The following is a 24,759-nucleotide window of genomic DNA, read 5'->3' on the forward strand; positions in this document are numbered from 1 at the left end:
GAGCGCAAGCTACGCGACCAACAACCAAGCTTGAACCCGCAAAGCGGCGGATTGCCGCTACTATCGCCCTGAGTTTAGCCGAGCTGCCCAGCAATTGGGAAGGGTGTTGCATGGCACCGCGGCACGTGTTCGAGCAATCCATCCAGATTGCCGCTAGCGCGACGGCCGTCGAGCGCTGCTTGACCGAGCGCGAGCTCATGCACCGCTGGCTCAACCCAGCCCTGCGTTGCGAGCCGGTGGGGGAATGGAGCACCGCGGTGGGCAGTCGCTTTCGCTTCACCCTTCAGGTGCCGGCGGTTGAGCCCACCCTCAAAAGCGTGGTGGTCGAGCGCGAGCCGGGCGCCATCGTCTGGGCTTTTAGCGGCTTTTTCCGGGGCAGCGATCGCTGGGAGTGCCAGCCCAATGCCCGCGGGACCCTGTTGCTCAACCGCTTTACCTTTGAAGTACCCAACCCGCTGGTGCGCTGGGGATTTAACGCGCTAGCAGCTGGCTGGACCCGGCACGACATGCAGGCTCAGCTGCGACGGCTCAAGCGCGTTGCCGAAGAAATCTACCAGCACCAATAACTAGGCTAGCCGGCCAGCTCGGCCCAGAGCCGCCGGATGGTGGCGGCATCGCGCGCGTTGGGCTCGCATTGCAGGTAGTAGGCCAAATCGCGCGCGGCGGCCTGGCGATCGCCCAACTGGTAGTAGAGCAAGCCGCGATCGCGGCGCTCGCGCGCCGCCTCAGGGAACAGCAGCACGATCCGCTCGACAGCGGCCAGCGTCCGCGCGACGTCCTGACGCTCGAGATAGATGGCTTTTAAATTAGTCAGCATACGCGCCAGGAACTGCCGGTTGCCGATGGGTTGCAGCCAGTGCCGCTCGAGCGAGACAGGCTGCTGGTAGATCTGCTGCAGCTTGGCTTGGCAATCCTGCTCGAATAGGATTTCGCCGCCCTCGAAAGCATCGACGAAAATGCCAGCCCCTTCAAAATCGGGCTGGATGAGGAAGTGGCCGGGCATGCCGATCCCCACCATGGGAAAATCAATCCGGCGCGCTAGCTCCAGATAGACCAGCGAGAGTGAGATGGGAATGCCCGTGCGGTGCGCGAGGACCTGGTGGAGGAAGCTGTTGCGCGGATTGTAGTAGTCCTGGCGGTTGCCGCAGAAGCTCAGCTCGCCGTAGAGGTAATCGTTGATGGTGTGGATGACCCGCAGCGGATAGCGCTCGGGCGGCAAGCGCGAGTGCAGGGCTTGGGCCATGCGATCCAGGGTGGCGAGCGTTGCCTCGGGATCGAGGTGGGGATCGTCTTCCTGGGCTAGATAGAGCGCGGCTCGGCCCAAATCGATACGCTCGTCCGGAACCGCAATGGCTCGGCGAAAGTTTTGCCGCCCGATGGGGTCATCATCGATCATGCGTGCTGCGCTGGGATGCGGCTGTTGGCTGCCGCCCAGTTTAGCTAGGCGCGCGCGGCCAAGCGCGGTGCCGCGCGCAGCAGCTTTTGCGTGTACGCGTGCTGGGGCTGGGCAAAGATCTGCTGGGTCGGGCCCAGTTCGACGATCCGGCCGGCGCTCATTACGGCGATGCGATCGCTCAGATAGCGCGCGATCGCCAGATCGTGGGTAACGAACAGGTACGTTAGCCCGAGCTGGGCTTGCAGCGATTGCATCAGGGCCAACACTTGGGCCTGCACGCTGGCATCCAGCATGCTGACGGGCTCATCGCAGATCAGCAGCTGGGGATGGGTAATCAGGGCCCGCGCGAGTGCAACCCGCTGCTGCTGTCCGCCGGAGAGATCGCGCGGATAGCGCTGCTCGTAGCTGGGGGCAGGGCTCAACCACACCTGCTCGAGCATCTGGCGGGCTTGGGCGCGTGCGTCTCGCTGCGATGCCAACCGGTGGATCCGAAGCGGCTCGGCGACGATCGCGCCCACTGGCATGAGCGGATTGAGGCACGCCAGCGGATCCTGAAACACTATCTGCATCTGGCGGCGGCGCCGGCGCATCGCTCGGGCCGACAGCTGGGTGAGTTCTTGTCCTTGGAGGACAACCGTGCCAGCGCTGGGGCGCACCAGCTGCAGGATCGCGCGCGAGAGCGTGCTTTTACCGCAGCCGGATTCGCCCACCAAGCCCAAGGTCTCACCGCGATAGAGCGAAAAGCTCACCCCATCGACCGCCTTAATAGTGGGCCGCTCGCGCGAGACCAGCTGCTGAACGACATTGCGCTCGAGCGTGTAGTGCAGCTTAAGCTCGCGAACTTGCAGTAAAGGGGGCTCAGTGCGAACAGCGGTCTCCGCAGCGGCCTCGGGGGGTCGCTGCAGTTGCAGCGCTGATCGCAGCAAGGCGCGCGTCTGCTCGTGTTGCGGGCGCTCCAGCAATGCGGCCGTCGCCCCCGATTCCACGATTTGCCCGGCTTGCATGACCGCAATGCGCTCGCAATAGGCGCCAATTGCGGCCAAATCGTGCGAGACGAGCAACAGGGCGGCACCGCGCTGCTCGCAAGCGCGGGCGAGCAACTGCAAGATCTCGGCCGCAACGGTGACATCCAGGCTGGTGGTGGGCTCATCGGCAATGATGAGCTGCGGCTCGAGCAGCAGCGCCAGGGCAATGGCGACGCGCTGGCGCATGCCGCCGCTAAATTCGTGCGGGTACTGCGACCAGCGCTCGGTCGGTATTTGGACGGCGCGCAGCGTCTCCAGGGCGCGGGCGCGCGCCTGCCGCTGCGAGAGCTTGGGGCGGTGCGCGCGCAGCGTCTCCAAGCAGTGATCGCCCACGGTCATGAGCGGATCGAGGCGCGTGAGCGGATCTTGAAAGATCAGCGCCGCCGTTTCGCCGCGGAACCGGCGCAGTCGGGCAGCATCGAGCGCCCAGACCGAGTGTCCCCCAACCCGCACGTTGCCCTCGACTGTGGCTTGGGGAAGCAACCGCATGATGGCGCGGCCGAGCGTCGATTTGCCGCACCCCGACTCGCCCACTAGGCCCAGCTTTTCGCCCGCGGCGAGCTGCAGCGACACGCCATCGACAGCCCAATTCGTTGGGGGGCTGCCGTAGCCCACGCGCAGGTGCTCTAGTTGCAGTAACGGCTCGCCCATGGGCCCAGACTATAGCTGCAGTAGCGCTTCAACGTAGCTGCTGAGGTGCGCCAGGCGATCACGGATGCTGGCCTGCCGCTTCTGCCGCAAAGCCGACTGCCGCGCGGCCTGCAAGAACGTGACATCGGTGCGCAGCAACCGCATCATGCGATGCATCTCCGTTTGCAGCGACTGCCACTGCGCGCCCATCTGGGGATCGAGTTCTCGGTCGGTGAGCGCCATGATGTCGGTTTGAAACTGCTGCTCAAGCTGCTGGCACTGGCGCGCTAGTTCGGCCGCATCCGCATCGGGCGCTTCGGCAAGCTGCTGCAACTGCCCCAATTGTTGCCCCAGCGCCCGATAGCGCTCGCAATGTGTTTGCGGTAACATCGGCTGCCTATGTAGGTTAGAATTTTTGCTACCCAGGATCCTGCCGCGCTGGCAGCTGGCTGGGTTCAAGCGCGCACTGCTGCCCATTCGACGCAACAATTATGGATGCGATCGCAGCCGCTGGCAACTACCAAGACGTCGCGCTGCCCGAATGGCTGAGCGAGTGCCTCGCCACCTGTCGCACGGCCCGCCAGCCCAGCGAAGCGGCCCCCACAGAGCAGCCCGATGCCTGCCAGGTGGCTGACGCGTTTGACTTTGCCTACCAGCTGCACGAGGGGCAGTACCGCAAATCGGGCGAGCCCTACATTGCCCATCCTATTGCCGTTGCCGGGCTGCTGCGCGAATTGGGCGGCGATAGCGCCATGCTAGCCGCGGGCTTTTTGCACGACATTGTTGAAGATACCGAGGTCACGCCCGAGGACATCGAGGCGCGCTTTGGCAGCGAAGTGCGGCAGCTGGTAGAGGGCGTTACCAAACTCTCCAAATTCAACTTTGCCAGCACCACCGAGCGCCAGGCCGAGAACTTTCGGCGCATGTTTTTGGCGATGGCCCAGGACATCCGCGTAATTGTGGTCAAATTGGCCGATCGCCTGCACAACATGCGCACGCTCGAGCACCTGCCAGCCCACAAGCAGCGCAGCATTGCCCAGGAAACGCGCGAAATTTTTGCCCCGCTCGCCAACCGCCTGGGCATCGGGCGCGTTAAGTGGGAGCTCGAGGATCTGGCCTTTAAGGTTCTGGAGCCGGAGCAGTACCAGCGCATTCAAGCGCTGGTCGCCGAGCGCCGCACTGATCGCGAGCGCCGCCTGGAAACGGTTGCCGAGACGTTGCGCCAGCGATTGGAAGGGGCCGGCATTAACGTCTCCGAGCTGACGTGGCGGCCCAAGCACCTCTACGGCATCTACCGCAAGATGCAGCAGCAGCAAAAGTCCTTCGAGCAAATCTACGACATTGCTGCCCTGCGCATCATCGTTAGCACCAAGGAAGAGTGCTACCGCGCCCTGGCCATCGTCCACGACGCCTTTCGCCCCATTCCCGGCCGTTTTAAGGACTACATCGGCCTGCCCAAGCCCAATCAGTACCAGTCGCTGCACACCAGCGTCATTGGCCCCACAGGCCGGCCGCTGGAGCTGCAGATCCGCACCGTGGAGATGCACCACGTTGCTGAGTACGGCATCGCCGCACACTGGCTCTACAAAGAAAGTGGCGGCATGAGCAACGTCCAGGCCAGCCCGCAGGAGGAAAAATTCACCTGGCTGCGGCAGCTGCTGGAGTGGCAAAACGACCTCAAGGATGCCCAGGAGTACGTCGAGCACCTCAAAGACAACCTGTTTGAAGACGACGTCTACGTCTTTACCCCGCAAGGGGACGTCGTTGCCCTCTCGCGCGGGGCCACGCCCGTCGATTTTGCCTACCACATCCATACCGAGGTGGGCAATCACATGAAAGGCGCCCGGGTCAACGGCCAGTGGAGCCCGCTGGATAGGCCGCTCGAGAACGGCGACATCGTCGAAATCGTGACGCAAAAAAACGCCCATCCCAGCCTGGATTGGCTCAACTTTGCCGTCACGCCCAGCGCGCGCACCCGCATCCGGCAGTGGTACAAGCGCTCCCACCGCAACGAAAACATTGCCCGCGGCCGGTCCATGCTGGAGAAGGCTCTGGGCAAAGCGGGCTTTGAGTCCATGCTCAAATCGGAGCCCATCCTGAACGTTGTCGAGCGCAGCAACTACCAGAGCGTCGATGACTGGCTGGCCGCCATCGGCTACGGCGAGATCGCGCTCGAATCGGCCGTCAACAAGCTGCGCGAGGCCCTGCTCGAGCAGCAACCGGTTGCCGATACCAGCGAGCCCGCCGCCGATACGAGCGAGGAGAGCGAGCTGCAAGCCTTCCGCTCGGCGCCCACGCGCGAGTTTCGCCCCGGTGACGGCACCGAGTCCCCCATTGAAGGCGTGGAAGGCCTGACGCACGCGATCGCCGGTTGCTGCCATCCGGTGCCGGGCGAAGCGATCCTGGGGGTAGTTACGCGCAAGCGCGGCATCACCATCCACCGCCAGGACTGCCCCAACGCAGCCAACGTGCCTGGAGAGCGCTTGGTGCCGGTGGCCTGGAAGCAGCAGAACGGACGCGCGCCCAAATACCCAGTAGAGGTCGAGATCGAGGCCATCGATCGCGTGGGCGTGTTCAAAGACATTCTCTCGCGCCTCAGCGATCGCCACATCAACGTGTGCAATGCGCAGGTCAAAACGGACTCGGGCCATCCTGCCCTGATTCACCTGTCGATTGAGGTGCGCGATCGCGAGCAGCTGCAGCGCAGCTTCGACCAGATCAAAAAAATGAGCGACGTGCTCAACATCCGCCGCCTGAGCGAAGCGGAGCGCAACTAGCGCGCCTGTCCCGCTAGCAGCGCGCGCTGTGACGGGCGTTACAGAACGTAACCGCCGCCCTGCTGGCAGCCGCCCCTTGGGACGATAGGATGTAAGATAATCTTCACAATCCCGACCGACTTACCGGCGATCCAACCCCCGACAGTTGCGATTCGCCCTAGCGAACGCCATGGTTACCACCCCCCAGACCCGAGCCCGCAAGCGCACCAAGCCCGCCAAGCTAGAGGGCATCAAAGCCAGCAGCCAGTATTTGCGCCAGCCGCTCGCTGACGAGCTGCCTGAGGATGCACCCTGCGTTAGCAAGGATGCCGTCCAAATCCTCAAATTTCACGGCTCTTACCAGCAGGACAACCGCGACAACCGCCAAAAAGGACAGGATAAGGACTACCAGTTCATGCTGCGCACCCGCTCGCCGGGCGGGTTCATCCCGGCGCAGCTCTACCGAACCCTGGATGAATTGGCCGATGGGTACGGCAACGGCACCTTGCGAGTGACCGACCGGCAGGGCTTCCAGCTGCACGGCATCCTCAAGCAGAACCTCAAAACGGCGATCGCCAGCATCGTTCGCAACATGGGCTCGACGCTGGGGGCCTGCGGCGACCTCAACCGCAACGTTATGGCGCCGCCGGCCCCATTTCAGGATCGCCCGGCATACCGCTACGCCCGCGAGTACGCGCACAACATCGCCGACCTGCTGCGGCCGCAGTCCGGCGCTTACTACGAGATCTGGCTGGATGGCGAAAAAGCCATCTCGGCCGAGGAAGCCCCTGAGGTCAAAGCCGCGCGGCAGCGCGATGGCAACGGCACGATCTTCCCGGACAAGGAAGAACCCATCTACGGGGAGCACTACATGCCGCGCAAGTTCAAAACTTGCGTCACTGTCCCCGGCGACAACTCCATCGATGTTTACACCCACGATCTGGCGCTGGTGGTCATTACCGACGAGCGCGGCGAGCTCCAAGGGTTCGATGTGCTGGTGGGTGGCGGCATGGGGCGCACCTACGGCAAAGAAGCCACCTTTCCGCGCGCGGGCGAGCCCCTAGGCTACATCGACCGGGCGGATGTCTACGATTTGGTCAAGGCCGTGGTGGCCACGCAGCGCGACTTTGGTGATCGCGCCGATCGCAGCCACGCGCGGATGAAGTACCTGATCCACGACTGGGGCATCGAGCGGTTCCGCCAAACGGTGGAGCGCTATTTGGGCAAGCCCCTCCAGGCCTGGCAACCGCTGCCCGAGTTCCGCTACCGCGACTACCTGGGCTGGCACGAGCAGGGGGACGGCAAACTGTTTCTGGGCCTGCCCGTCGAAAACGGTCGCATCAAAGACGAGGGGCAGCTGCAGCTCAAAACGGCACTGCGGCAGGCCGTTGATCGCTACGAGCTGCCGCTGCGGCTGACCCCCAACCACAACGTGTTGCTCTGCGACATCGATCCCAGCGAGCGAGCGGCAATTGAGGCACTGTTTCGCCAGCACGGCACGCCCACCGATCCGGGCGAGATCGACCCGCTACTGCGCTATTCCATGGCCTGCCCGGCCATGCCCACCTGCGGCTTGGCCATTACCGAATCCGAGCGGGTCCTACCAGGGGTCATCGATCGCATTCGGACGTTGTTGCATAAGCTGGCGCTGGACGATGAGGCCATTGCCATCCGCATGACCGGGTGCCCCAACGGCTGCGCCCGCCCCTACATGGCCGAGCTGGGCTTGGTGGGCAACACGCCCGGAACCTACGAAATCTGGTTGGGTGGCACCCCCGATCAGACGCAACTGGCACAGCCCTATCAAGACAAAGTGCCCGAGCGAGAACTGGATAGCACGCTCGAGCCCATCCTGGCCTATTTCAAGCAAGCGCGCCGTGCGGGCGAAGGGCTTGGGCCGTTCTGCAACCGCGTGGGCTTTGAGGCCATTCGGCAGTTTGCAGCTACCTACACGCCCGTTGCAGCGCCGGCAGAAGAAGTAGTTCGCGCCCAACGTCACCCGCGCCCGGCCAACGGCGGGAGCCGGCGCCACCGCATCAGCGTCCGCGATGAGGTGCATGCCCGCCTCAAAGCGGCAGCCGCGCGGCAGGGCAAATCGATGGCAGCGTTGGCCAACGAGGCGCTGGAGGCCTACTTACCCGCCGATGGGAACCCAACCTAGCGATCGCTGGCGCGCCGAGAGCCGCTGCCGCGCCGTGAGACCTGCCGGTCAACGACTTGGACGGGCGTCCCGACTGTAACGCGGGAAAACAGCTCGCGCATGTCATCGCGGTACAGGCGAACGCAGCCGTGCGAAGCGGCTTTACCCACCGAGCTGGGCCTGGGCGTATCGTGAAAGCCAATCACGTTTTTGTCAGTTCTGGCAAAGCCCAACCAGTAGTCCCCAATGGGATTATCCGGAGCGTCGCTAGGGACAACCTCGCCCGAGAACGGGCTCACCCAGGTGGGGTCGCGAACTTTGCGCTCAACCTTAAAGGTGCCGGTGGGGGTTTCCCAACCCGGTTTGCCCACCGCAACCGGGTAGCTCTCAACCGGCGTATCCCCCCGATAGAGGGTGACCTGGCGGCGCTTGCGGTTGAGCACCAAGCGCGTGCGCGCCTCCCGCGTCGTTTGTGGCTGCCCTGAGGGGCGATCAGCGGCAGAACGCGGTGCTTGCTGGGCTATAAGCGGGGGTGCGCCCAACAGCCAACTCCCACCAACCATGGCGGCAGCCAACGACAAGCAGCGCTGGACCATACCGGGCAGTTGGGATTGCATAAGCGGAACGGTTGATACCAATTCTCGTGGCTTGTGCACTAGATTGCGATCTCCAAAACTCCTTCAATATAGGAGTTATGAACTTTGGTCAGCGTGCATCTGCTGCTCAAATTGTTGCAGCCGCTAGCCAATCGCTAGGCCGCTACCACAAACCGCGGACGTCACCACCTTGCTCGGTTTGGTCTTGCTCCGGTTGCGGTTGGGGGGGTTGTTGCTGCTGAGGCGGTTGCTGCTGTTGGGGCGGGCACTGGCACTGTTCGTCCTCTGGCGCCGGTTGCGGCGCGGCCTCAGCTTGCAAGACAGGATTGACGAGCTCTAGGACCTCGCTTCGGGTGGCGTAGCCATCAAAGGCCTCGGAGGCGTACGGAATCGTCGAGCCCGAGCGCTCCTCGGTATAGATGACTTCTTCCCCGCTCCGGATCCAGGGCCGAATGTCGGCATCGAGCAGCGACTGGCGCAGGTAACGGAGGCCAGCGGCGTGGCGGGCTTCGACCGAGTGAATTTCGAGCGCCCCTGCCAACCCCGGGTTGCGCTTTTGCCCCGGCAGAATTCGCCTCAGAGGGGGTTCTTGGCCTTCAGCTTGCAGGTTGGTGACCTGCCCTTTGTAGGCTGCAACGCCTAAATCCTCTACCAGTTGGCCGGCCAACAGCAGATCCTCGACGCTGGCGAACGGATCGCGGTCCAAAATGGCAGTGTAGTTGGGTTCCTCTGGAATAGTGACCTGGTCTGGGTTGCCATCCAGCGCGCTCAGCACCTGGGACAGATCGGCCACGTGCTGGGCCTCATCTTCGCCATAGGCCTGGATGGCATCGATCGCCGGCTGGGGAACGTCGCCGAGTTGACCGCTGGCGACGGCATCCGCGGCGCGTTGGTAAAAATCCGCTTCTAATTTTTCTAGGGTGAGCGCGTATTCGATGACTTGCTGCGTGCTCAGGGATTCGGTTTGGGGTTGCGCCCGCGCTGGGGTGGCGGGACCAAAGGCCAGTAGGGCTGCCAGGGCCCATGCCAGCACTCCGATACTGACTGGCCGAGCAACCCAGCTGTTGGGGATGCCTTTGAGTTGCGCGAGCGCGCCTTGGAATAAGCGTTTCACGGTCAGTCCTCCTATTAGCGAACCAGCGACCCTCGGATGGGATTGTTGAGGATATTGAGCGAGTCCACGACGGAGACGATTTGCTTGGGCGTGCAGAGCTCGTCGTAGGCGCGCCCCTGAAAGGGGTTGAGCTTGCTGGCCAAGTCGGCATCGCTCACCTGGCGCTCCTCAGGCGTTTGCGTGGCCGAGCGCCCTAGCAGTCCGCGGACGCCAGCACTGTGCCGCCCCTCAACCGAGACGATCGAGCCGGCTGCCCGCAGGTAAGTTGGGTTTTTAATTTTGACGCCCGCGCCGTTGTAGGCATGAACGCCCAAATCCTCGAGCAGAACCGCACTATCCAGAATGGTTTGGCAATCGGCCAACAGCTCGGAGACCCCTTGTTGGTTGAAGCTGAGCTCGTTGGTTTCAAACGCCGTGTCTTGCCCTAGAACCTCGCGCAGGAAGCTGACGTGCTCGGACTCGTGGCGCCCTAGGGCTTCAATATACTCGCTTTCTTGCGTGTCGGTTATTTGCCCGGATTGGGCAGCTTGCTGATAGAACGCGGCTTCTAGCTCTTCCAGGAGAAGGGCAAAGTTGAGAATGCCGGTATCGTTATTTCGCAACCGGATCGTTTTGGCCCCGTTGCTCGTTTGCGCGCTAATTGCTGTGGGAACGCTTGCCAAGGCCATGCCGCCTAAAGCAAGCCCGCCTAATTTCAGTAAGTTGCGCCGAGAGGTGGGTAACCTCAATTCAGACTGTTTGTTGGGAAGCGCCATGGTTTCCGCTCCTGGTGATACGTTTCCATCCAGTCCGATAGTCGTTCGACTAGCAGGCCAGATAGGGTCCATCTCAAAAGAGGCGCCGTTAGGATAGCTTCCCTTCGGCAGCCTGTCATCCGCTCGGCTGCCAACAGCAGCTGGCGCGGTACGATTTTTAGGGCGAGCTCGCGAAGGTCGCATTGGCGCAGCAGCAACGGTTGGTGGTTGCGCCGGAGCAGCTGGCTGCCGATCGGCTCCAATTGACGCGCGAGCAGCAACATTACCTTTATCGGGTGCTGCGACTCCAGCCCGGCGATCGCTTTGTGGCCACCGACGGTTGCGGGCGCTCGTGGCAGGTGCAGTTGGAAGATTTCGCTGCGGCTCGCCTAGTCGCAACGGCAGCGGCTGCCCGCGAGCTGGCTTGGGATGTAATGCTGCTGGCTGCCCTGCCCAAAGGGAGCGCGTTTGATGGGGTCGTGCGCTGCGCGACGGAGCTGGGCGTTAGCACCATCGTGCCCGTCACCAGCGATCGTGCCCTGCTGCAACCTGGCGCCAACAAGCTGCGCCGCTGGTGCCGGATCGCGCAAGAAGCCGCCGAGCAAGCCGAGCGGGCCGTTGTCCCCACTGTGGGTGACCCCGTTCCGTTCGACCGAGCCCTGCAAGTGCCGGATGCCGGCCGAGCGCGCTACCTGGCAGCTGCCCGCGCCGGCGCGCCGCCCCTGCTGGCCTGCCTGCCCCCAACCAAGGCAAGCGCAATTGCCATTGCGACCGGCCCTGAGGGCGGCTGGAGCGAATCGGAATTGGAAGCGGCAACAGCTGCAGGGTTCCAGACGGTTTCGCTCGGTGATCGCATCCTGCGCGCAGCCACCGCCCCCATTGCGGCGATGGCGATCACTACTGCTGCAGCCGATACAGCTGCCGGCGAGCGCAACGGCTAGATGGGCCAACCGGATCCAGGGCCGGAAAACCGAACGCAGGCGCAGCACGCGCTCACTCTACAATAGATACCAAGCAGCCGATACGGTCCGCTAGCGCAACGGCTAGCCGCTCAGCCATGGGATTTTTTGACTCCGAAATCGTCCAACAAGAAGCCCAAGAACTGTTCCAGCAGTACCAGTCGCTGATGCAGCTGGGCAGCAAGTACGGCCAGTTCGATCACGAGGGCAAAAAGCTTTTTATCGAGCGCATGGAAGAGCTCATGGAGCGCTACAAGATTTTCATGAAGCGCTTTGAGCTCTCCGAGGACTTCATGGCCCAGATGACGACCCAGCAGCTCCAGACCCAGCTCGATCGGTTTGGCCTCACGCCCCAGCAAATGTTCGACCACATGGAAGCGACCCTGGAGCGCATGAAAGCCGAGCTGGAAAACGAGCGCTAGCGCCTTTTAGGAAGCCGGCCGCTGAAACTGATTGGGGTCGGAGAACTGCTGGACGGGTTTGTCATCTAGGGCTTTTATCATAAAGCGCCGCCAGGCAGGGGCGGCTACGGCACCGCCACTGATGTTGGTTCCCATGCGGGTGCTGTCGTCGTTGCCCACCCAAACGGCTGCTGCCAGTTGCGGGACGTAGCCCACAAACCAGGCATCGCGCGAGTAGCGTGTCGTTCCCGTCTTGCCGGCGGCCGGCCGGCCGATGCGGGCAGCCTGCCCCGTGCCGACAGCGACTACGTCTTTCAGCACGTCCGTTAGCGTTGCCGTTGCCCAGGGATTGAGAACGCGCTTGGGCTGGGGCTGGTTGTCAATCAGGACGCGGCCGTCGCTGTTGGTCGCACGCACGATGGCGGTGGCATCTTCGTACCAACCATTGCTGGCGAAGGTGGCATAGGCATTGGCCATCTCCAGCGGCGAGACTTCCTCCGGTCCCAGCGGCAGCGATCGCACCGGCGCCATGGGACTCTCAACGCCCAGCTTGCGCACGTTGAAAATGACGTTCTCCAGCCCCAAGGCTTGGCCGAGCTTGACCGCCGGGATGTTGCGCGACTGAACCAGGGCGGTCCGCAGCGTAATCGTGCCCATGTAGCCGCCCCCGTAGTTAGTCGGCTTGTAGTTGCCGTAGCGAACCGGGATATCTTTGATTTTGGAGCCGGGCAGGTAGTTGCCGCTGGCAAAAGCGGTGTAGTAAACGAAGGGCTTAAACGACGATCCGGGCTGGCGCCGCGCCTGGACAGCGCGGTTGTACTGGCTCTTGTCGTAGTCAACGCCACCGACCATGACCTTGACGAAATGGGTGCGCGGATCGACTGCCACCAGCGCCATTTGCTTGGCATTGACCCCTTGGCGGACGATATTTTGGTGCGCCTGCTTCACCGTGGCTTTGGCCATGTCCTGGAAGCCCTGGTCGATGGTGGTCTGCACGCGCAACCCACCCTCACGTACGGCTTCGGCTCCAAAGCGCCCCTTGAGCTCGGCTTTAACGGCCTGCGTCACGTAGGGCAGCTCGCTATCGAGCCAGGCGATGGGTTTGCCCACCCGCAGCGGCTTGTTGAAGGCCTGCTTTTTTTGCTGGGCGCTAATCCAGCCCAGCTGCTGCATGCGCTCGAGTACGACGGCCTGCCGCCGCTTGGTGGCCGCATAGTCGACAAAGGGGCTGTAGCGCTCGGGGGCCCGAATGAGACCGGCCATCATGGCCGCTTCGGCCAGATTGAGCTCTGAGGCGGACTTGCGAAAGTAAGTGTAGGCCGCCGTTTCGACACCGTAAGTGTTATGGCCCCAAAAGACGTTATTGAGGTAGAGCTTAAAGATTTGGTCCTTGCTATAGATTTGCTCGATGCGCAGCGCCATGACGCTCTCAGCCAACTTGCGGCTGTAGGTCTGCTCGGGCGACAGAAACAAGTTCTTGACCAACTGCATGGTCAACGTTGAAGCCCCTTGGGCAATATCGCCCTGCCGCAGATTGGCCCGAAAGGCGCGGGCAACGCTGGTGGGATTGATGCCGGGATGCTGGTAGAAGTGGCTGTCTTCAATCGCCAGGACGGCCCGCTTGAGATGGGGCGAGACTTGGTCTAGCTCGACGGTTTCGCGCAGGGAGCCATCGTGAATGCGCGTGAGCAAATTGCCGTTGACATCGTAGATGTAGCTGGCTTCAGTAGGCGAATAGTTCTGCAGGACCCCCATATTGGGGAGGTTGCGAAAGCTGACGGCTAGGCCTACCAGCCCGCCAGCTGCAATGGCGCTGGCCAGCATGCCAATGCCCAAAACGGTACCGCCAGTCGATTTCAAAACGCCGCTAGCAAAGTCAGCTGCAGGAGAACGCTCGCGGCGTTTGGGGCGGCGTCTTGGGTAAACAGTCGCGCGACCGGACACGGGGAACTTGGCTTGATGTGCGCTTGACTAGCCTGCCTGCTACTCAGCCCGCTTGCAAGCGAGTTGGGCGGCCCTTAGCTTAGCAAAACCGCACCGCTGGGCGGCGCATGGCACCACGCGCATCAACGACCCCGAGCGCCCGTCCGTCCCCCTGTGGCAGGATTGTGGAGTGCGTGACGCCCTGGTCCGCTGCCAGCAGGGGAAACTATGACTGGTACCAACCGCATCCCATGGAGCAGGCTCGTGCGTGCGCTTCGCGCGGCGGCTGCGGCTATCGTGCTAGTGTCGCTCACCATTGGGCTGAGCGGCGCTTGGTGGGAGGACTGGTTCGGCGGCAATGGCAGTACTGAGCCCGCGCAAGAGCGATTGCCGCAAGGCGACACGGTCACCAACCCCAAAACCTTGCTGCGCCGGGCGCTTCCCATCGACAGCGAGCCCGCGCGCGAGTTCGAACGCCACGTTGAGGAAACCGTGCGGCTGCTGCGACGGCGGCGCTGGGGTGCTATCGAGCAAAACCTCCAACAAGCGGCCCGCCTCTTGCGCGATCGCCGCTCGGCGCTAATGGCCGATGTGCCGCAGCAGCATCAGGCAGCGGCCCAGGAGCTGCTGCCGCAGCTGCGCTCGCAGCTCCAACAGGTGGAGGCAGCCGTTGCCGATCGCGATGTGGAGCGCGTCCGGGACGAGCGGCGCGAGCTGCTCGAGCGCTTCGATCGGTTGGCCGAGCAGATGGTGGCTGCGTTTCCGTACGCCATTCCCGAGCGCTTCGATCACCTGCCGCGGCTCAAGGGGCGCGCCACGGTCGAGCTTGAGACCACGCAGGGCACCATGACGGTAGTGGCCGACGGCTACAGTGCCCCCCTCACCGCCGGTAACTTTGTCGATCTGGTCGATCGCGGCTTTTACGACGGGCTCCCCTTCCACCGCGTGCGCGACTTTTTGGCCCAGACGGGCAACCCGCAGGGGGCTGAGACGGGCTTCATCGATCCCGAGACCGGCCAGGAGCGCACCGTTCCGCTCGAGATTTTCGTCCGCGGCGACCGGCGGCCCAGCTACGGGCAGACGCTCGAAGAGGCCGGCCGCTACCAGGCCCAACCGGTTCTACCTTTCTCCGCTAATGGCACCGTTGCCCTGGCGCGACCGAGCGACGATCCCAACGGCGGGTCTTCGCAGTTTTTCTTGCTCAAATACGACTCGGAGCTGACGCCGCCTGGCTTTAACGTCATGGACGGCCGCTACGCCGCGTTCGGCTACACCATCCAAGGCGACGAAATCCTGCAAGATTTGCAGGAAGGCGACAAGATCCGCTCGGCGCGCGTAGTGCGCGGGCTAGATGACTTGGTGCGCCCCCAAGGCGCCCCCCAGACACGCTAAACGACGGCGGATGCCACCCCATGGAGCAGCCATCGCGCCCGGTCGGCGAGTTGAGCGAGCGGTTGCTACTCCAGCAACTGCAGCGCTTTTGCCCGCCCCAGGCCCTAGCCGACGACGCAGCCGTTCTGGCGCTGGAGCGCGATCGCTGGCTGACCGTCACAACCGACACCTTGGTCGAAGGCGTTCATTTCAGCGAGCGCACGACGCAGCCGGAAGATGCCGGGTGGCGGGCAGCCGCGGCCAACCTCTCGGATCTGGCTGCCATGGGGGCGGCGCCGCTTGGACTGGCCGTGGGCCTGCAGCTGCCCCGCGATACGGCGCTCGATTGGGTGGAGCGATTCTACAGCGGATTCAATGCCTGCTTGCAGCCGCACGGAGCTGGCATTGTGGGCGGCGATCTCAGCCGCGCCCCAGCGATCGCGGCCGCCGTGACGGCCCTGGGGAGCGTTGCGCCCCAGCACCTGCTGCGACGCTCCCAGGCAAGCGCTGGGGATGCCATCGTTGCCTCGGGCTACCACGGTTGCGCGCGAGCCGGCTTGGAGCTGCTCCTCAACCCCGAGCAAGGGGACCATCTGGGTGCCAGCGAGCGGGCCGAGCTGGTGCAGGCCCACCAGCGGCCGCAGCCGCGGCTGGATGCCCTGGCCGCTATTGCAGCTGTTAGCGCCCAAGCCAGCGTTGCCGGGACCGATAGCAGCGACGGCCTAGCCGAGGCCGTTTTGCAGCTCTGCCAGGCCAGCGATGTGGGGGCAACCCTGGAGCGCGAGGCCCTGCCCATCTCCGCTGCTCTGGCGCGTTTTGTGGGGCTCGAGCGCAGCCAGCAGTGGTGCCTCTACGGCGGCGAAGATTTTGAGCTAGTGCTATGCCTGCCGTCTGCTAGCGCCCGGTGGCTGCTGCCGCAGTTGGGCGCCGGTGCCGCGATCGTCGGCCGCATCACGGCGGAGCGCTCGGTCGCCCTTGCCGATCGCGCCGGGAACCAGCAGGTGCTGGGGGCGGGCTACCAGCATTTTTGAGCCGTGCCGCTAAAAAAGCCGTGTGGCAGCAAGCCGCACGGCCTAGGGAGCTAATACTAGGACGGTCAATCGGGAGCGTCCGAGCTGCTCAAGCCGGCCACTTATCGGCGACGACTTCGGCCAGATCGAGCACGCGCTGGGAGTAGCCCCACTCGTTGTCGTACCAGGAGATGACTTTGACCATGTTGCCGCCCAGGACCATGGTCAGGCTGGCATCGACGATGGAGGAGGCATCGTGACCGCAGTAATCGGAAGAGACCAGCGGCTCGTCGCTGTACTCAATGATGCCCCGCATGGAATTTTCGGAAGCAGCCTTGAGAACCTCGTTGACTTGATCGGGGATGGTGGGTTTCTCCACCTGCGCCACGAAATCGACCACCGAGACGTTGGGAGTGGGCACGCGCATGGCGACCCCGTTGAGTTTGCCCTCGAGCTCGGGGACGACCAGCGCTACGGCCTCGGCAGCGCCGGTGGTTGTCGGAACGATGTTGTTGGCCGCGGCCCGCGCGCGCCGCAGGTCTTTGTGGCTGGCATCGAGCAGTCGCTGGTCCCCGGTGTAGCTGTGGGTGGTGGTCATCGTCCCTTGGACGATGCCGAACTCCTCGTGCAGGACTTTGGCGATTGGGGCCAGGCAATTGGTGGTGCAGCTCGCGTTGCTGATGACCTCGTTACCGTCGTCGTGCCGGTAGCTGTTTTCGTTGACCCCTACCAGATAGGTGGGAATGCCGCCACCTTTGCCCGGCGCGGTTAGCAGGACCTTATTGGCGCCTGCTGCCAAGTGCTTGGAGGCCTTTTCTTTAGTGGTAAAGATCCCCGTGGATTCCACCACCAAATCGACCCCGAGCGAGTCCCAGGGCAAGTTGACCGGATCGCGATCCGAAACGCACTTGATGGTGTTCCCGCCAACGGTGAGGGCATCTTCGCTGGCGCTAACATCAGCTTTCAGTTCGCCAAAAGTCGTGTCGTACTTCAGCAGGTGCGCGTTGGTTTTGGGATCGGAGGTATCGTTGATGGCAACAATTTGAACCTGGCTGTTCTGGCGCTGCAGCCAGCATCGCAGGAAGTTGCGTCCGATCCGTCCGAACCCGTTAATGGCTACTCTAATCAATTGGCCTCGCCCTCGCGTGCAAGCTCGATAACAGTACGGTCATTGTTAGCGACACCGATTGTATCGTAACGGGTGAGTGCTGTTGAAAAGAATCTTAAACTCGATGAGCGCAGGCCGAAAACAACGGGCCTTCGGGAACGGATCGCCGGCAACCGGGCCTTCCATCGCCTCGATCGGTGACATCGGTCGCGCGCTCAACTATGATGGCGCGTGTTGCGACGCGGCACGTGCCGCTGCTTGCGAGGATTTGATGTCGGATACTGTCGATTTGAGCGGTCGGCCGTTTCATTTCATTGGCATTGGCGGGATCGGCATGTCGGCGTTGGCCTACATCCTGGCCCAGCGCCAGTTCCCTGTCTCAGGCTCCGATCTCGGCAGCAGTCGCGTGACGCAGCGACTGAAATCGGCAGGCGTGCGGATCTTCGAGCAGCAAGCGGCCAGCAATTTGGCAGCCCTTGCCTCGGGCAATGGCGCTGCCCAACCGCCGCAGGTGGTTTGCTCGAGCGCGATCGCCAGCACCAATCACGAGTACGACGCCGCCCTGCAGCGCGGCTGCGCGATCTGGCATCGCTCTGATGTCCTAGCGGCGCTAGCCAACGAGCGCGACAGCATTGCGGTTGCCGGGACGCACGGCAAAACTACTACCAGCAGTGCCATCGGGCATCTGCTGTTGCAAGCGGGGCTGGACCCCACCATCGCCGTGGGCGGTGAAGTGGAGACCTGGGGGGGCAACGCTCGCCTGGGCCAGGGGCGCCACCTAGTCGCCGAAGCAGACGAATCGGACGGTACGCTGGCCAAGCTGCACCCCCAGATTGGGGTCGTGACCAACATTGCTCTGGATCACCCCGATCGCTACGCAAGCGTGGAAGCCGCCGTGCAAACGTTTGCCACCTTCGCGCGCCAGTGCCAGCTCTTGGTGGGCTGCCTCGATTGCGAGCAGGTCAGAACGCAGCTGCGCCCGCAAGTGAGCTACAGCCTCTCGCCCCAAACTGGGGCCACCTACACCGCCACCGATATTGCCTGCGGCGCCCAGGAGACGACCGCCACCGTCTGGGAGCGCGATCGCTGCTTGGGCCAGCTGCGCCTGCAGCTGCTGGGCCAGCACAACCTCAGCAATGGCTTGGCAGCCGTTGCAGTGGGGCGGCAGTTGGGCCTATCGTTTGCCACCATTGCCGAAGCGCTGGGCACGTTTGCCGGCACCAAGCGGCGGTTCGAACATCGCGGCTGCTGCAACGGCATCGATGTGTTCGATGACTACGCCCACCATCCCAACGAAATTCGGGCGACCCTGGCAGCGGCCCGCTTGCGCGCCGCGCCCGCGCAACGGCGCGTGGTGGCTGTCTTTCAGCCCCACCGCTACAGCCGCGCGCAAGCGCTTTTGAACGAGTTTGGGGACGCGTTTGCCGATGCCGATGTGGTAGCCGTGACCGATGTTTACGGTGCCGGCGAGGCGCCAGGCGCGGTTGAGGGCGACCGCGTGGCTGAGGCGATCGCGGCCTGTCATCCCCGCACGCGCTACCACCCCACCCTAGCCGGATTGAGTGAGATGCTCACCGGCGAAATCCTGCAAGCAGGGGATTTGGTCATCTTGTTGGCGGCAGGCAACCTCAACCAGATCGTTCCCAACCTGCTCGCGCAGCTAGAGCAGCAGCAAGTCGCCGCGCTCTCGGCCGAGGAGCGAGTTCAATAGCGCCCCCGCGCAACAGCAAGCATGGCAGAGGCAGGTTACGTTCCCGGTACGGACTGTCCGCTCTACGCGCAGCTGCCGCTGGCGAACCTGACCTCGTATCGGGTCGGGGGACCGGCCGAGCACTACTTCGCTCCCCACAACGGGGCAGACCTGCAAGCCAGCCTACAGTGGGCCTGCGCGCAAGGCCTGCCCGTTACCGTCCTGGGGGCTGGCTCCAACTTGCTGATCGCCGATCGCGGCATTTCGGGCTTGGCGATCGCAACGCGCCACTTGCGCGACGCGCACTTCGATCCCGAAACCGGTCGGGTCACTGTCGGGGCCGGCAAGACCATCCCCAGCTTGGCGTGGCAGGCAGCCAAATGGGGCTGGCAGGGCCTGGAATGGGCGGTCGGCATCCCCGGAACGGTGGGCGGGGCGGTGGTAATGAACGCCGGGGCCCAGCAAGGCTGCGTTGCTGATCGGCTCGTACGCGCCCGGCTGCTGCGGCCCGACGGCCAACTTGAGGAGCGGGGCCCGGAGGCGCTGGCGTTTGCCTATCGCAGCTCCAACCTGCAAGGCAGCGATTGGGTTGTGGTCGAGGCCACCTTCCAGTTGCAACCCGGCGCCGCCAAAGACACAGTAGTAGCCGCCACCCGGGAAAATCTGCAGCACCGCAAGCGCACCCAGCCTTACCACCTGCCCAGCTGCGGTAGCGTCTTTCGCAACCCCGAGCCCTACGCAGCTGCCGCGCTGATCGAGCAGCTCGGGCTCAAGGGCTACCAAATTGGCGGCGCCCAGATCGCGCAGCGCCATGCCAACTTCATTCTCAACTGCGGCGATGCCCGCGCGAGCGACATCTGGCAGCTGATTGGCTACATCCAAGAGCGCGTCGAGCAACGCTGGGCGATCCGGCTGCAGCGCGAGGTCCGATTGTTAGGCGAGTTTTAGCGCGGCGGCGATCACCGGCGGGGTGCAGCCGTGCCAGAATTGGAAGACCGCGCACAGCAACGAGCCACCCTAAGGTATGACTGACAGCAACGAGCGCAACGAGCGCGGCCAAGGCTTTGGCTTCGGCTTGGGCAAAATGAAAGAGCTGCGCGAGGCCTTTAGCAAAGCCCAGCAGGTCCAGCAAGGCGCGCAGCAACTCCAACAAGAGTTGGAGGAAACTGACATTGAAGGGCAGAGCGAAGACGGCCTAGTCAAGGTCGTCATGAGCGGCAACCAGGAACCGCGTCAGGTCGAGATTGCACCCGAGGCTCTCGATAAGGGGGCAGAGGCGCTCTCGGAAGCCGTTACGGCTGCCATGAAAGACGCCTACAACCGCTCCACTGAGACCATGCGGACGCGCATGGAAGACCTCACCAGCGGCCTGCAATTGCCAGGAATGTAGCGCGCTCGCTCATTCGCCCTCGGGGAGTTCGGCATTCTCGGGGACGATCTGCATGGCCTCGAGGCCGGCCAAAGCCTGATAGAGCCGCTCGGCCAGCGCGGCATTGGCGCGCTCGGTGAGATGGATGGGGTCGTAGAAGGCCCGATCCGGCGAGTCCTGATAGAGCTGGTACAGATTGAGCGCTGTGACGCCATCGAAGGCGGCCTCGAGCTGCTGGTTGGCGGCCCCCAGCCGGGCGTAGCCTTGCCGCAAGCGCTGCACGTAGGCCTCGCCCAGCTCGTCGATCGTGGCCTGCTCCTGGGGCGCGCGATGGGCCGAGCTGCGTCCCGTTATCTCGGGTTGTAAAACGCTCACCAGCGGGATGTCGGTGCCCGCGATCGCCTGGGCCATGGCCTGGTGGTGGCGGCGGTAGCGCGTTGCCCGGCGCTGGCGCTCGGCCTGCTGGGTAGGCAGGCGCTCGGTCAGGGATGCATCGGCGCGACCGCCCCTTGCCAGAGTGGCCTCGGTCACGGATAGCGACGTCGTTCCGCTGGGCGAGAACCAGGCCCCCAGCACCCGGACCAGCGCCGTTTGTTGCAACCAGCGCTGCAGGGGATTGCCCCACTGCGCGCGCAGGTGACGGCCGGCATCGGCCAGCAGGGCATCCAGTTGCGGGATATCCGCGGCCTGGCGATCGCCGGGCAACAGCAAATCGCGGTAGCCGTCAATGGCGACGATTGCATCCGGCTGGTAAGACAGCACTTGCAGCGCCAGCCGCGCCAGCTGGTTGCCCGAGGCATGGCCGGGCACGGCGGCATTAATAACGCGGTAGTTGCCTTCCCGAATTTTGGGCGGTCGCGACAGCGCCTCGCGCCGGGTGGGCTTGTAAAACGGCAGAACGTCGGGGCGGTACTCCCCCGGCGAGTTTTGCTGGCGCGCCACGCGCTCGTTGAGCTGCTGCTCGAGCTTGGGCGCGATGGTGGCGCTGTTGCCATCGGCCCACTGGCCGAAGGCTGCCGATCCGCCCAAAATAAAGACGCGAATTTCGTCCTCCGGTTTGGCCGGCGGCACGGGCTCAGCGTTGCGGAAGCCGCGCTCGCCGATCTGCCAGAAGGGGCTTTGTTGGTCGCCGGCCAAGCGATAGCCCAATTGCGGATCGCGCCGCGCGATAGGATTGCCGCCTTCGGTTAGGCCAGCGATGGGGCGGCCATCTTGGGTTTGGAATTGCAGTTGGTAGGCCGCTGCCGGGATGCCGCCCGGACCGTTGACGCTCGGGGATCCGCCTGCCCCCAAAACGCCCAGGAACGCTCGCGCAGCCAGCTCCAGCCCAATCGCGGCCGCAACTAAAGCTATCCCCACTCGGATCCAGGGCACGCGCTGGCGGCGCGATCGCCTGGCAAAGCTGCGGCGGTTCGAGAAGCGGCGGCGGGATTGGAACATGACAGCTCGACGTTCGACGGGCAGCAACCGGGACAAGCAGCCGCGCGGTCGCAAGCGTCACCCCATGATAGGAACGATTGCGCCCGCGGCAAAGCGATTGCCTTCTGCTTGGCTGAAGCCACAGTGCTAGAGGCCCAGTCAGCCGCCGCGACTGCCACCGGGCATTTCGGCGCGGCGATCGCGGCCAGTCTGGTTGCCGCCCAACCGCCAGTGGTAGAATCCGCTAGCAATGCTAGGGGTGCCTGAACGCAACCAGGCTGAGATCACACCCTTAGAACCTGAGTCCGGCTAGTACCGGCGCAGGGAAGCGGCTACTGAGAGGAATCGACCATGCGCGAAGACTGGATCGCCCGGCGGCGCGGGCAAGATAACGTCACCCAAATGCACTACGCCCGCCAGGGCACCATCACCGAAGAAATGGCCCACGTGGCCCAACGGGAGAACCTCCCGGCCGAGCTCATTCGCGACGAAGTGGCGCGCGGCCGCGCCATCGTCCCGGCCAACATCAACCACCCCAACCTCGAGCCCATGGCGATTGGCGTTGCCACGCGCTGCAAGGTCAATGCCAACATTGGCGCCTCGCCCAACACTTCCGACCTGGACGGCGAGGTGGACAAGCTCCGGCAGGCCGTCCACTACGGCGCCGACACGGTCATGGACCTCTCCACCGGCGGCGGCGATCTCGATACCATCCGCAGCGCCATCATCAATGCCTCGCCCGTGCCCATTGGGACGGTGCCGGTCTACCAGGCGCTCGAGCGGGTCCACGGCAACGTCGAGCACCTCACCGCCGACGACTTCCTCCACGTCATTGAAGAGCACGCCAAGCAAGGGGTGGACTACCAAACCATCCACGCCGGCATCCTGATCGAGCACCTGCCGCTGGTCAAAAACCGCCTCACCGGCATTGTCTCGCGCGGCGGCGGCACCCTGGCTAAGTGGATGCTGCACCACCACCAGCAGAACCCGCTCTACACGCACTTTGACGACATCATCGCGATTTTCAAAAAGTACGATGTCTCCTTCAGCCTGGGCGACTCGCTGCGGCCGGGTTGCACCCACGACGCCTCGGACGAGGCGCAGTTGGCCGAGCTGCGCACGCTGGGGCAGCTCACGCGCCGGGCCTGGCAGCACGACGTCCAGGTCATGGTGGAGGGCCCCGGCCACGTCCCCATGGACCAGATCGAGTACAACGTCAAAAAGCAGATGGAAGAGTGCTCGGAGGCGCCCTTCTACGTGCTGGGGCCGCTGGTGACCGATGTGGCGCCTGGTTACGACCACATCACCTCGGCCATCGGCGCGGCCATGGCTGGCTGGCACGGCACGGCCATGCTCTGCTACGTCACGCCCAAAGAGCACCTGGGGCTGCCCAATGCCGAGGACGTGCGCAACGGCCTCATGGCCTACCGCATCGCCGCCCACGCTGCCGATGTGGCCCGGCACCGGCCAGGGGCCCGCAACTGGGACGACGAGCTCTCCCAGGCCCGCTACAACTTTGACTGGAACCGGCAGTTCGAGCTGGCGCTCGACCCCGAGCGGGCGCGCGAGTACCACGACGAAACCCTGCCGGCCGACATCTACAAAAGCGCCGAGTTCTGCTCCATGTGCGGGCCCAAGTTCTGCCCCATGCAGACCAAGTTTGACGATGGCACGCTGCAGGAGCTCGAGAAGTACTTGGCCCAAGAGCAAGAGCGCGCGGCGGCTGGCTCTAGTTGAGCCGATCACATCAAGGGGCTACCGAGCGGATGGCGTTGCGCATGCGACGGTAGCCCCGCGGATTGTCCTGCTGCTCGAACAGCTGGGCCGCCTGCTGGAAGTCGCGCAGGGCGGCTTTAGGCTGCCCGAGCTGCAAGTAGGCGCCGCCGCGGTTGGCATAGGCAGGGGCAAACTCGGGCTGGCGCTCGATGGCGCGCGTGAAATCCGCAACGGCGCTCTCGTAGTTCTCCAGCTGGGTGCGCGCGATCGCGCGGTTGTAGTAGGCACGGCCCACTTCCGCATCTAGCGCGATGGCGCGGTTGTAGTCTGCTAGCGCCGGGCGATAGCGCTCGAGCTGCGCCCGCGCGACGCCACGCTCGTTGTAGGCCCGCGCCAGCTCGGGGTCGCGCTCGATGGCTTGGGTGAAGGCTGCGATCGCTTGGGGATAGGCCTGCTGCTCCAGGTGGACGCGCCCGCGCTCGAGGTAGGTTTGGGCGCGCTGGTCCGCCTTGCCTGCGCCACCTTGGCAGCCGGCCGCCGCTACGGCAAGCGCGCCCAACAGCGGCAGGGCATGGCGTTGGTCTGGCATGAGCGCCTCCTCTGGCTGAGGGCCACCCCAAGCTAGCGCCCAAGCCTGAACTGCCCCTTAGTCCAGGCGGTAGCCAAAGCCGCGCACGGTGACAACGTACTGCGGGTGGGAGGGATCGGGCTCTAGCTTGGCGCGCAGCCAGCGCACGTGGACATCCACCGTTTTGGAGTTGCCCACGTGATGGGGGCCCCAAATCCGCTCCAGCAGCTGCTCCCGGGACCACACGCGTCGCGGCGTCTCGATGAGGGCCTCCAGCAGCTGGAATTCCTTGCGCGAGAGGGCCAGCTCCTGGTTCCCCACTGTGACCCGGCACTCGTTGGGGAACAACCGGATGTCGCGATGCTGCAACACCGGCGGCTGCTGCGCGGCCAAAAACTGCTGGCGGCGCAGCAGGGCGTTGCAGCGCGCCACCAACTCGGTCAGGCTAAAGGGCTTGGTGACGTAGTCGTCGGCGCCAGCTTGCAACCCCCCGACCCGATCGCCCTCGCTAGCTTTGGCCGAGAGAATCAAAATGGGCACGGCGTTGGATTGGTAGCGCAGCCACTGGCAGATTTCGAGGCCATCTGCCTGGGGCAGCATTAGATCTAGCACCAGCAAATCGAAAGCCGGTTCGGCCGCGCGCAGGCGATCGAAGGCCGCTTGACTGTCGGCTACCGCCGTAATGGTATGCCCTTGCTCCTCCAGTGCCGTTGCCACCATCTCCCGGATCAGGGCTTCATCCTCAATGAGAAGAATCTGTCCGGGCGGGACAGTACCGCTATCCATGGCTAGCTGCTGGGGCTGCTGGAGCGATTGCATGGCCCCCGCGCAAGC

At 64.1% G+C, this 24,759-nt stretch carries 22 protein-coding genes and 1 riboswitch; of the genes, 11 read left to right on the forward strand and 11 right to left on the reverse strand.

Annotated elements, in window-relative coordinates; all coding sequences use genetic code 11:
- Window positions 1–110 precede the first annotated feature (110 nt).
- Window positions 111–566, forward strand: coding sequence for an SRPBCC family protein (locus tag BRC58_00655; protein PSP19645.1), 456 nt, complete (start codon window positions 111–113; stop codon window positions 564–566).
- A 5-nt stretch (window positions 567–571) separates the two neighbouring features.
- Here the strand turns inward: BRC58_00655 and BRC58_00660 are convergent, their stop codons facing one another.
- From BRC58_00660 to BRC58_00670, 3 genes are read right to left on the reverse strand one after another with little or no spacing between them, the layout of a single operon-like run.
- Window positions 572–1,396 (reverse strand): hypothetical protein, encoded by an 825-nt coding sequence (locus tag BRC58_00660; GenBank protein PSP19646.1) that lies wholly within the window; start codon window positions 1,394–1,396, stop codon window positions 572–574.
- Between the two features lie 44 nt (window positions 1,397–1,440).
- Complete coding sequence (locus BRC58_00665) at window positions 1,441–3,072, reverse strand: ABC transporter ATP-binding protein (protein PSP19647.1); 1,632 nt, start codon at window positions 3,070–3,072, stop codon at window positions 1,441–1,443.
- Between the two features lie 9 nt (window positions 3,073–3,081).
- Window positions 3,082–3,441: a hypothetical protein gene (locus BRC58_00670; GenBank protein ID PSP19648.1), complete on the reverse strand. Its 360-nt coding sequence runs from the start codon at window positions 3,439–3,441 to the stop codon at window positions 3,082–3,084.
- Window positions 3,442–3,542: 101 nt separating this feature from the next.
- Between BRC58_00670 and BRC58_00675 the strand changes: the two genes are divergently transcribed.
- Both BRC58_00675 and BRC58_00680 read left to right on the forward strand, forming a co-directional pair.
- Entirely contained in the window at window positions 3,543–5,828 is a 2,286-nt protein-coding gene (locus tag BRC58_00675; GenBank protein ID PSP19649.1) for a (p)ppGpp synthetase, read from the forward strand.
- 169 nt (window positions 5,829–5,997) lie between these two features.
- Window positions 5,998–7,968 carry a sulfite reductase, ferredoxin dependent gene (locus BRC58_00680; GenBank protein PSP19650.1) on the forward strand — a complete coding sequence of 657 codons (1,971 nt, stop codon included), beginning with the start codon at window positions 5,998–6,000 and terminating at the stop codon, window positions 7,966–7,968.
- Here BRC58_00680 and BRC58_00685 read toward each other — a convergent pair.
- The 3 genes from BRC58_00685 to BRC58_00695 form a co-directional block, all read right to left on the reverse strand.
- Window positions 7,965–8,543: a L,D-transpeptidase gene (locus BRC58_00685; protein PSP19651.1), complete on the reverse strand. Its 579-nt coding sequence runs from the start codon at window positions 8,541–8,543 to the stop codon at window positions 7,965–7,967. The two genes, BRC58_00680 and BRC58_00685, sit on opposite strands and share 4 nt — an antisense overlap.
- 163 nt (window positions 8,544–8,706) lie before the next feature.
- Window positions 8,707–9,672 carry a hypothetical protein gene (locus BRC58_00690; protein PSP19652.1) on the reverse strand — a complete coding sequence of 322 codons (966 nt, stop codon included), beginning with the start codon at window positions 9,670–9,672 and terminating at the stop codon, window positions 8,707–8,709.
- Window positions 9,672–10,412, reverse strand: coding sequence for a hypothetical protein (locus BRC58_00695; protein ID PSP19653.1), 741 nt, complete (start codon window positions 10,410–10,412; stop codon window positions 9,672–9,674). Before BRC58_00695 ends, BRC58_00690 begins: the two co-directional genes overlap by 1 nt.
- A gap of 182 nt (window positions 10,413–10,594) precedes the next feature.
- Here BRC58_00695 and BRC58_00700 point away from each other — a divergent pair, with 182 nt between their 5' ends.
- Together BRC58_00700 and BRC58_00705 are read left to right on the forward strand one after the other, a co-directional pair.
- Window positions 10,595–11,332: a 16S rRNA (uracil(1498)-N(3))-methyltransferase gene (locus BRC58_00700; GenBank protein PSP19654.1), complete on the forward strand. Its 738-nt coding sequence runs from the start codon at window positions 10,595–10,597 to the stop codon at window positions 11,330–11,332.
- A gap of 116 nt (window positions 11,333–11,448) precedes the next feature.
- A complete protein-coding gene (locus tag BRC58_00705; protein PSP19655.1) occupies window positions 11,449–11,772 on the forward strand; it encodes a DUF1825 domain-containing protein in 324 nt (107 codons plus the stop codon).
- A 6-nt stretch (window positions 11,773–11,778) separates the two neighbouring features.
- Here BRC58_00705 and BRC58_00710 read toward each other — a convergent pair whose 3' ends face one another.
- Window positions 11,779–13,575 (reverse strand): penicillin-binding protein, encoded by a 1,797-nt coding sequence (locus BRC58_00710; protein ID PSP19684.1) that lies wholly within the window; start codon window positions 13,573–13,575, stop codon window positions 11,779–11,781.
- Between the two features lie 327 nt (window positions 13,576–13,902).
- On the opposite strand from BRC58_00710, the gene BRC58_00715 reads away from it, so the two are divergent.
- The gene (locus tag BRC58_00715; GenBank protein PSP19656.1) at window positions 13,903–15,066 is read left to right on the forward strand and encodes a peptidylprolyl isomerase; all 1,164 of its coding nucleotides are present in this window, start codon (window positions 13,903–13,905) and stop codon (window positions 15,064–15,066) included.
- 20 nt (window positions 15,067–15,086) lie between these two features.
- Window positions 15,087–16,076 carry a thiamine-phosphate kinase gene (locus BRC58_00720; GenBank protein PSP19657.1) on the forward strand — a complete coding sequence of 330 codons (990 nt, stop codon included), beginning with the start codon at window positions 15,087–15,089 and terminating at the stop codon, window positions 16,074–16,076.
- An 88-nt stretch (window positions 16,077–16,164) separates the two neighbouring features.
- Here the strand turns inward: BRC58_00720 and gap are convergent, their stop codons facing one another.
- Window positions 16,165–17,184, reverse strand: coding sequence for a type I glyceraldehyde-3-phosphate dehydrogenase (gene gap, locus BRC58_00725; GenBank protein ID PSP19658.1), 1,020 nt, complete (start codon window positions 17,182–17,184; stop codon window positions 16,165–16,167).
- A gap of 250 nt (window positions 17,185–17,434) precedes the next feature.
- Between gap and BRC58_00730 the strand changes: the two genes are divergently transcribed.
- From BRC58_00730 to BRC58_00740, 3 genes are all read left to right on the forward strand, one after another.
- Entirely contained in the window at window positions 17,435–18,874 is a 1,440-nt protein-coding gene (locus BRC58_00730) for a UDP-N-acetylmuramate--L-alanine ligase (GenBank protein ID PSP19659.1), read from the forward strand.
- A gap of 21 nt (window positions 18,875–18,895) precedes the next feature.
- On the forward strand, window positions 18,896–19,801 hold the full coding sequence (locus BRC58_00735) for a UDP-N-acetylenolpyruvoylglucosamine reductase (protein PSP19660.1): 906 nt from the start codon (window positions 18,896–18,898) through the stop codon (window positions 19,799–19,801).
- A 76-nt stretch (window positions 19,802–19,877) separates the two neighbouring features.
- Window positions 19,878–20,243, forward strand: a complete 366-nt coding sequence (locus BRC58_00740) for a YbaB/EbfC family nucleoid-associated protein (GenBank protein PSP19661.1) — start codon at window positions 19,878–19,880, stop codon at window positions 20,241–20,243.
- A 9-nt stretch (window positions 20,244–20,252) separates the two neighbouring features.
- Here the strand turns inward: BRC58_00740 and BRC58_00745 are convergent, their stop codons facing one another.
- Window positions 20,253–21,662 (reverse strand): GDSL family lipase, encoded by a 1,410-nt coding sequence (locus BRC58_00745; GenBank protein PSP19662.1) that lies wholly within the window; start codon window positions 21,660–21,662, stop codon window positions 20,253–20,255.
- A gap of 224 nt (window positions 21,663–21,886) precedes the next feature.
- A riboswitch (TPP riboswitch) is annotated at window positions 21,887–21,985 on the forward strand.
- A 7-nt stretch (window positions 21,986–21,992) separates the two neighbouring features.
- Here BRC58_00745 and BRC58_00750 point away from each other — a divergent pair.
- The gene (locus tag BRC58_00750; protein PSP19663.1) at window positions 21,993–23,378 is read left to right on the forward strand and encodes a thiamine biosynthesis protein ThiC; all 1,386 of its coding nucleotides are present in this window, start codon (window positions 21,993–21,995) and stop codon (window positions 23,376–23,378) included.
- A 10-nt stretch (window positions 23,379–23,388) separates the two neighbouring features.
- On the opposite strand, the gene BRC58_00755 is transcribed toward BRC58_00750, so the two are convergent.
- Together BRC58_00755 and BRC58_00760 are read right to left on the reverse strand one after the other, a co-directional pair.
- Window positions 23,389–23,946, reverse strand: a complete 558-nt coding sequence (locus BRC58_00755) for a hypothetical protein (GenBank protein ID PSP19664.1) — start codon at window positions 23,944–23,946, stop codon at window positions 23,389–23,391.
- A 57-nt stretch (window positions 23,947–24,003) separates the two neighbouring features.
- On the reverse strand, window positions 24,004–24,744 hold the full coding sequence (locus tag BRC58_00760) for a DNA-binding response regulator (protein PSP19665.1): 741 nt from the start codon (window positions 24,742–24,744) through the stop codon (window positions 24,004–24,006).
- Window positions 24,745–24,759 lie beyond the last annotated feature (15 nt).

This window comes from Cyanobacteria bacterium QS_8_64_29, from assembly GCA_003022125.1.
GTDB lineage: Bacteria > Cyanobacteriota > Cyanobacteriia > Cyanobacteriales > Rubidibacteraceae > QS-8-64-29.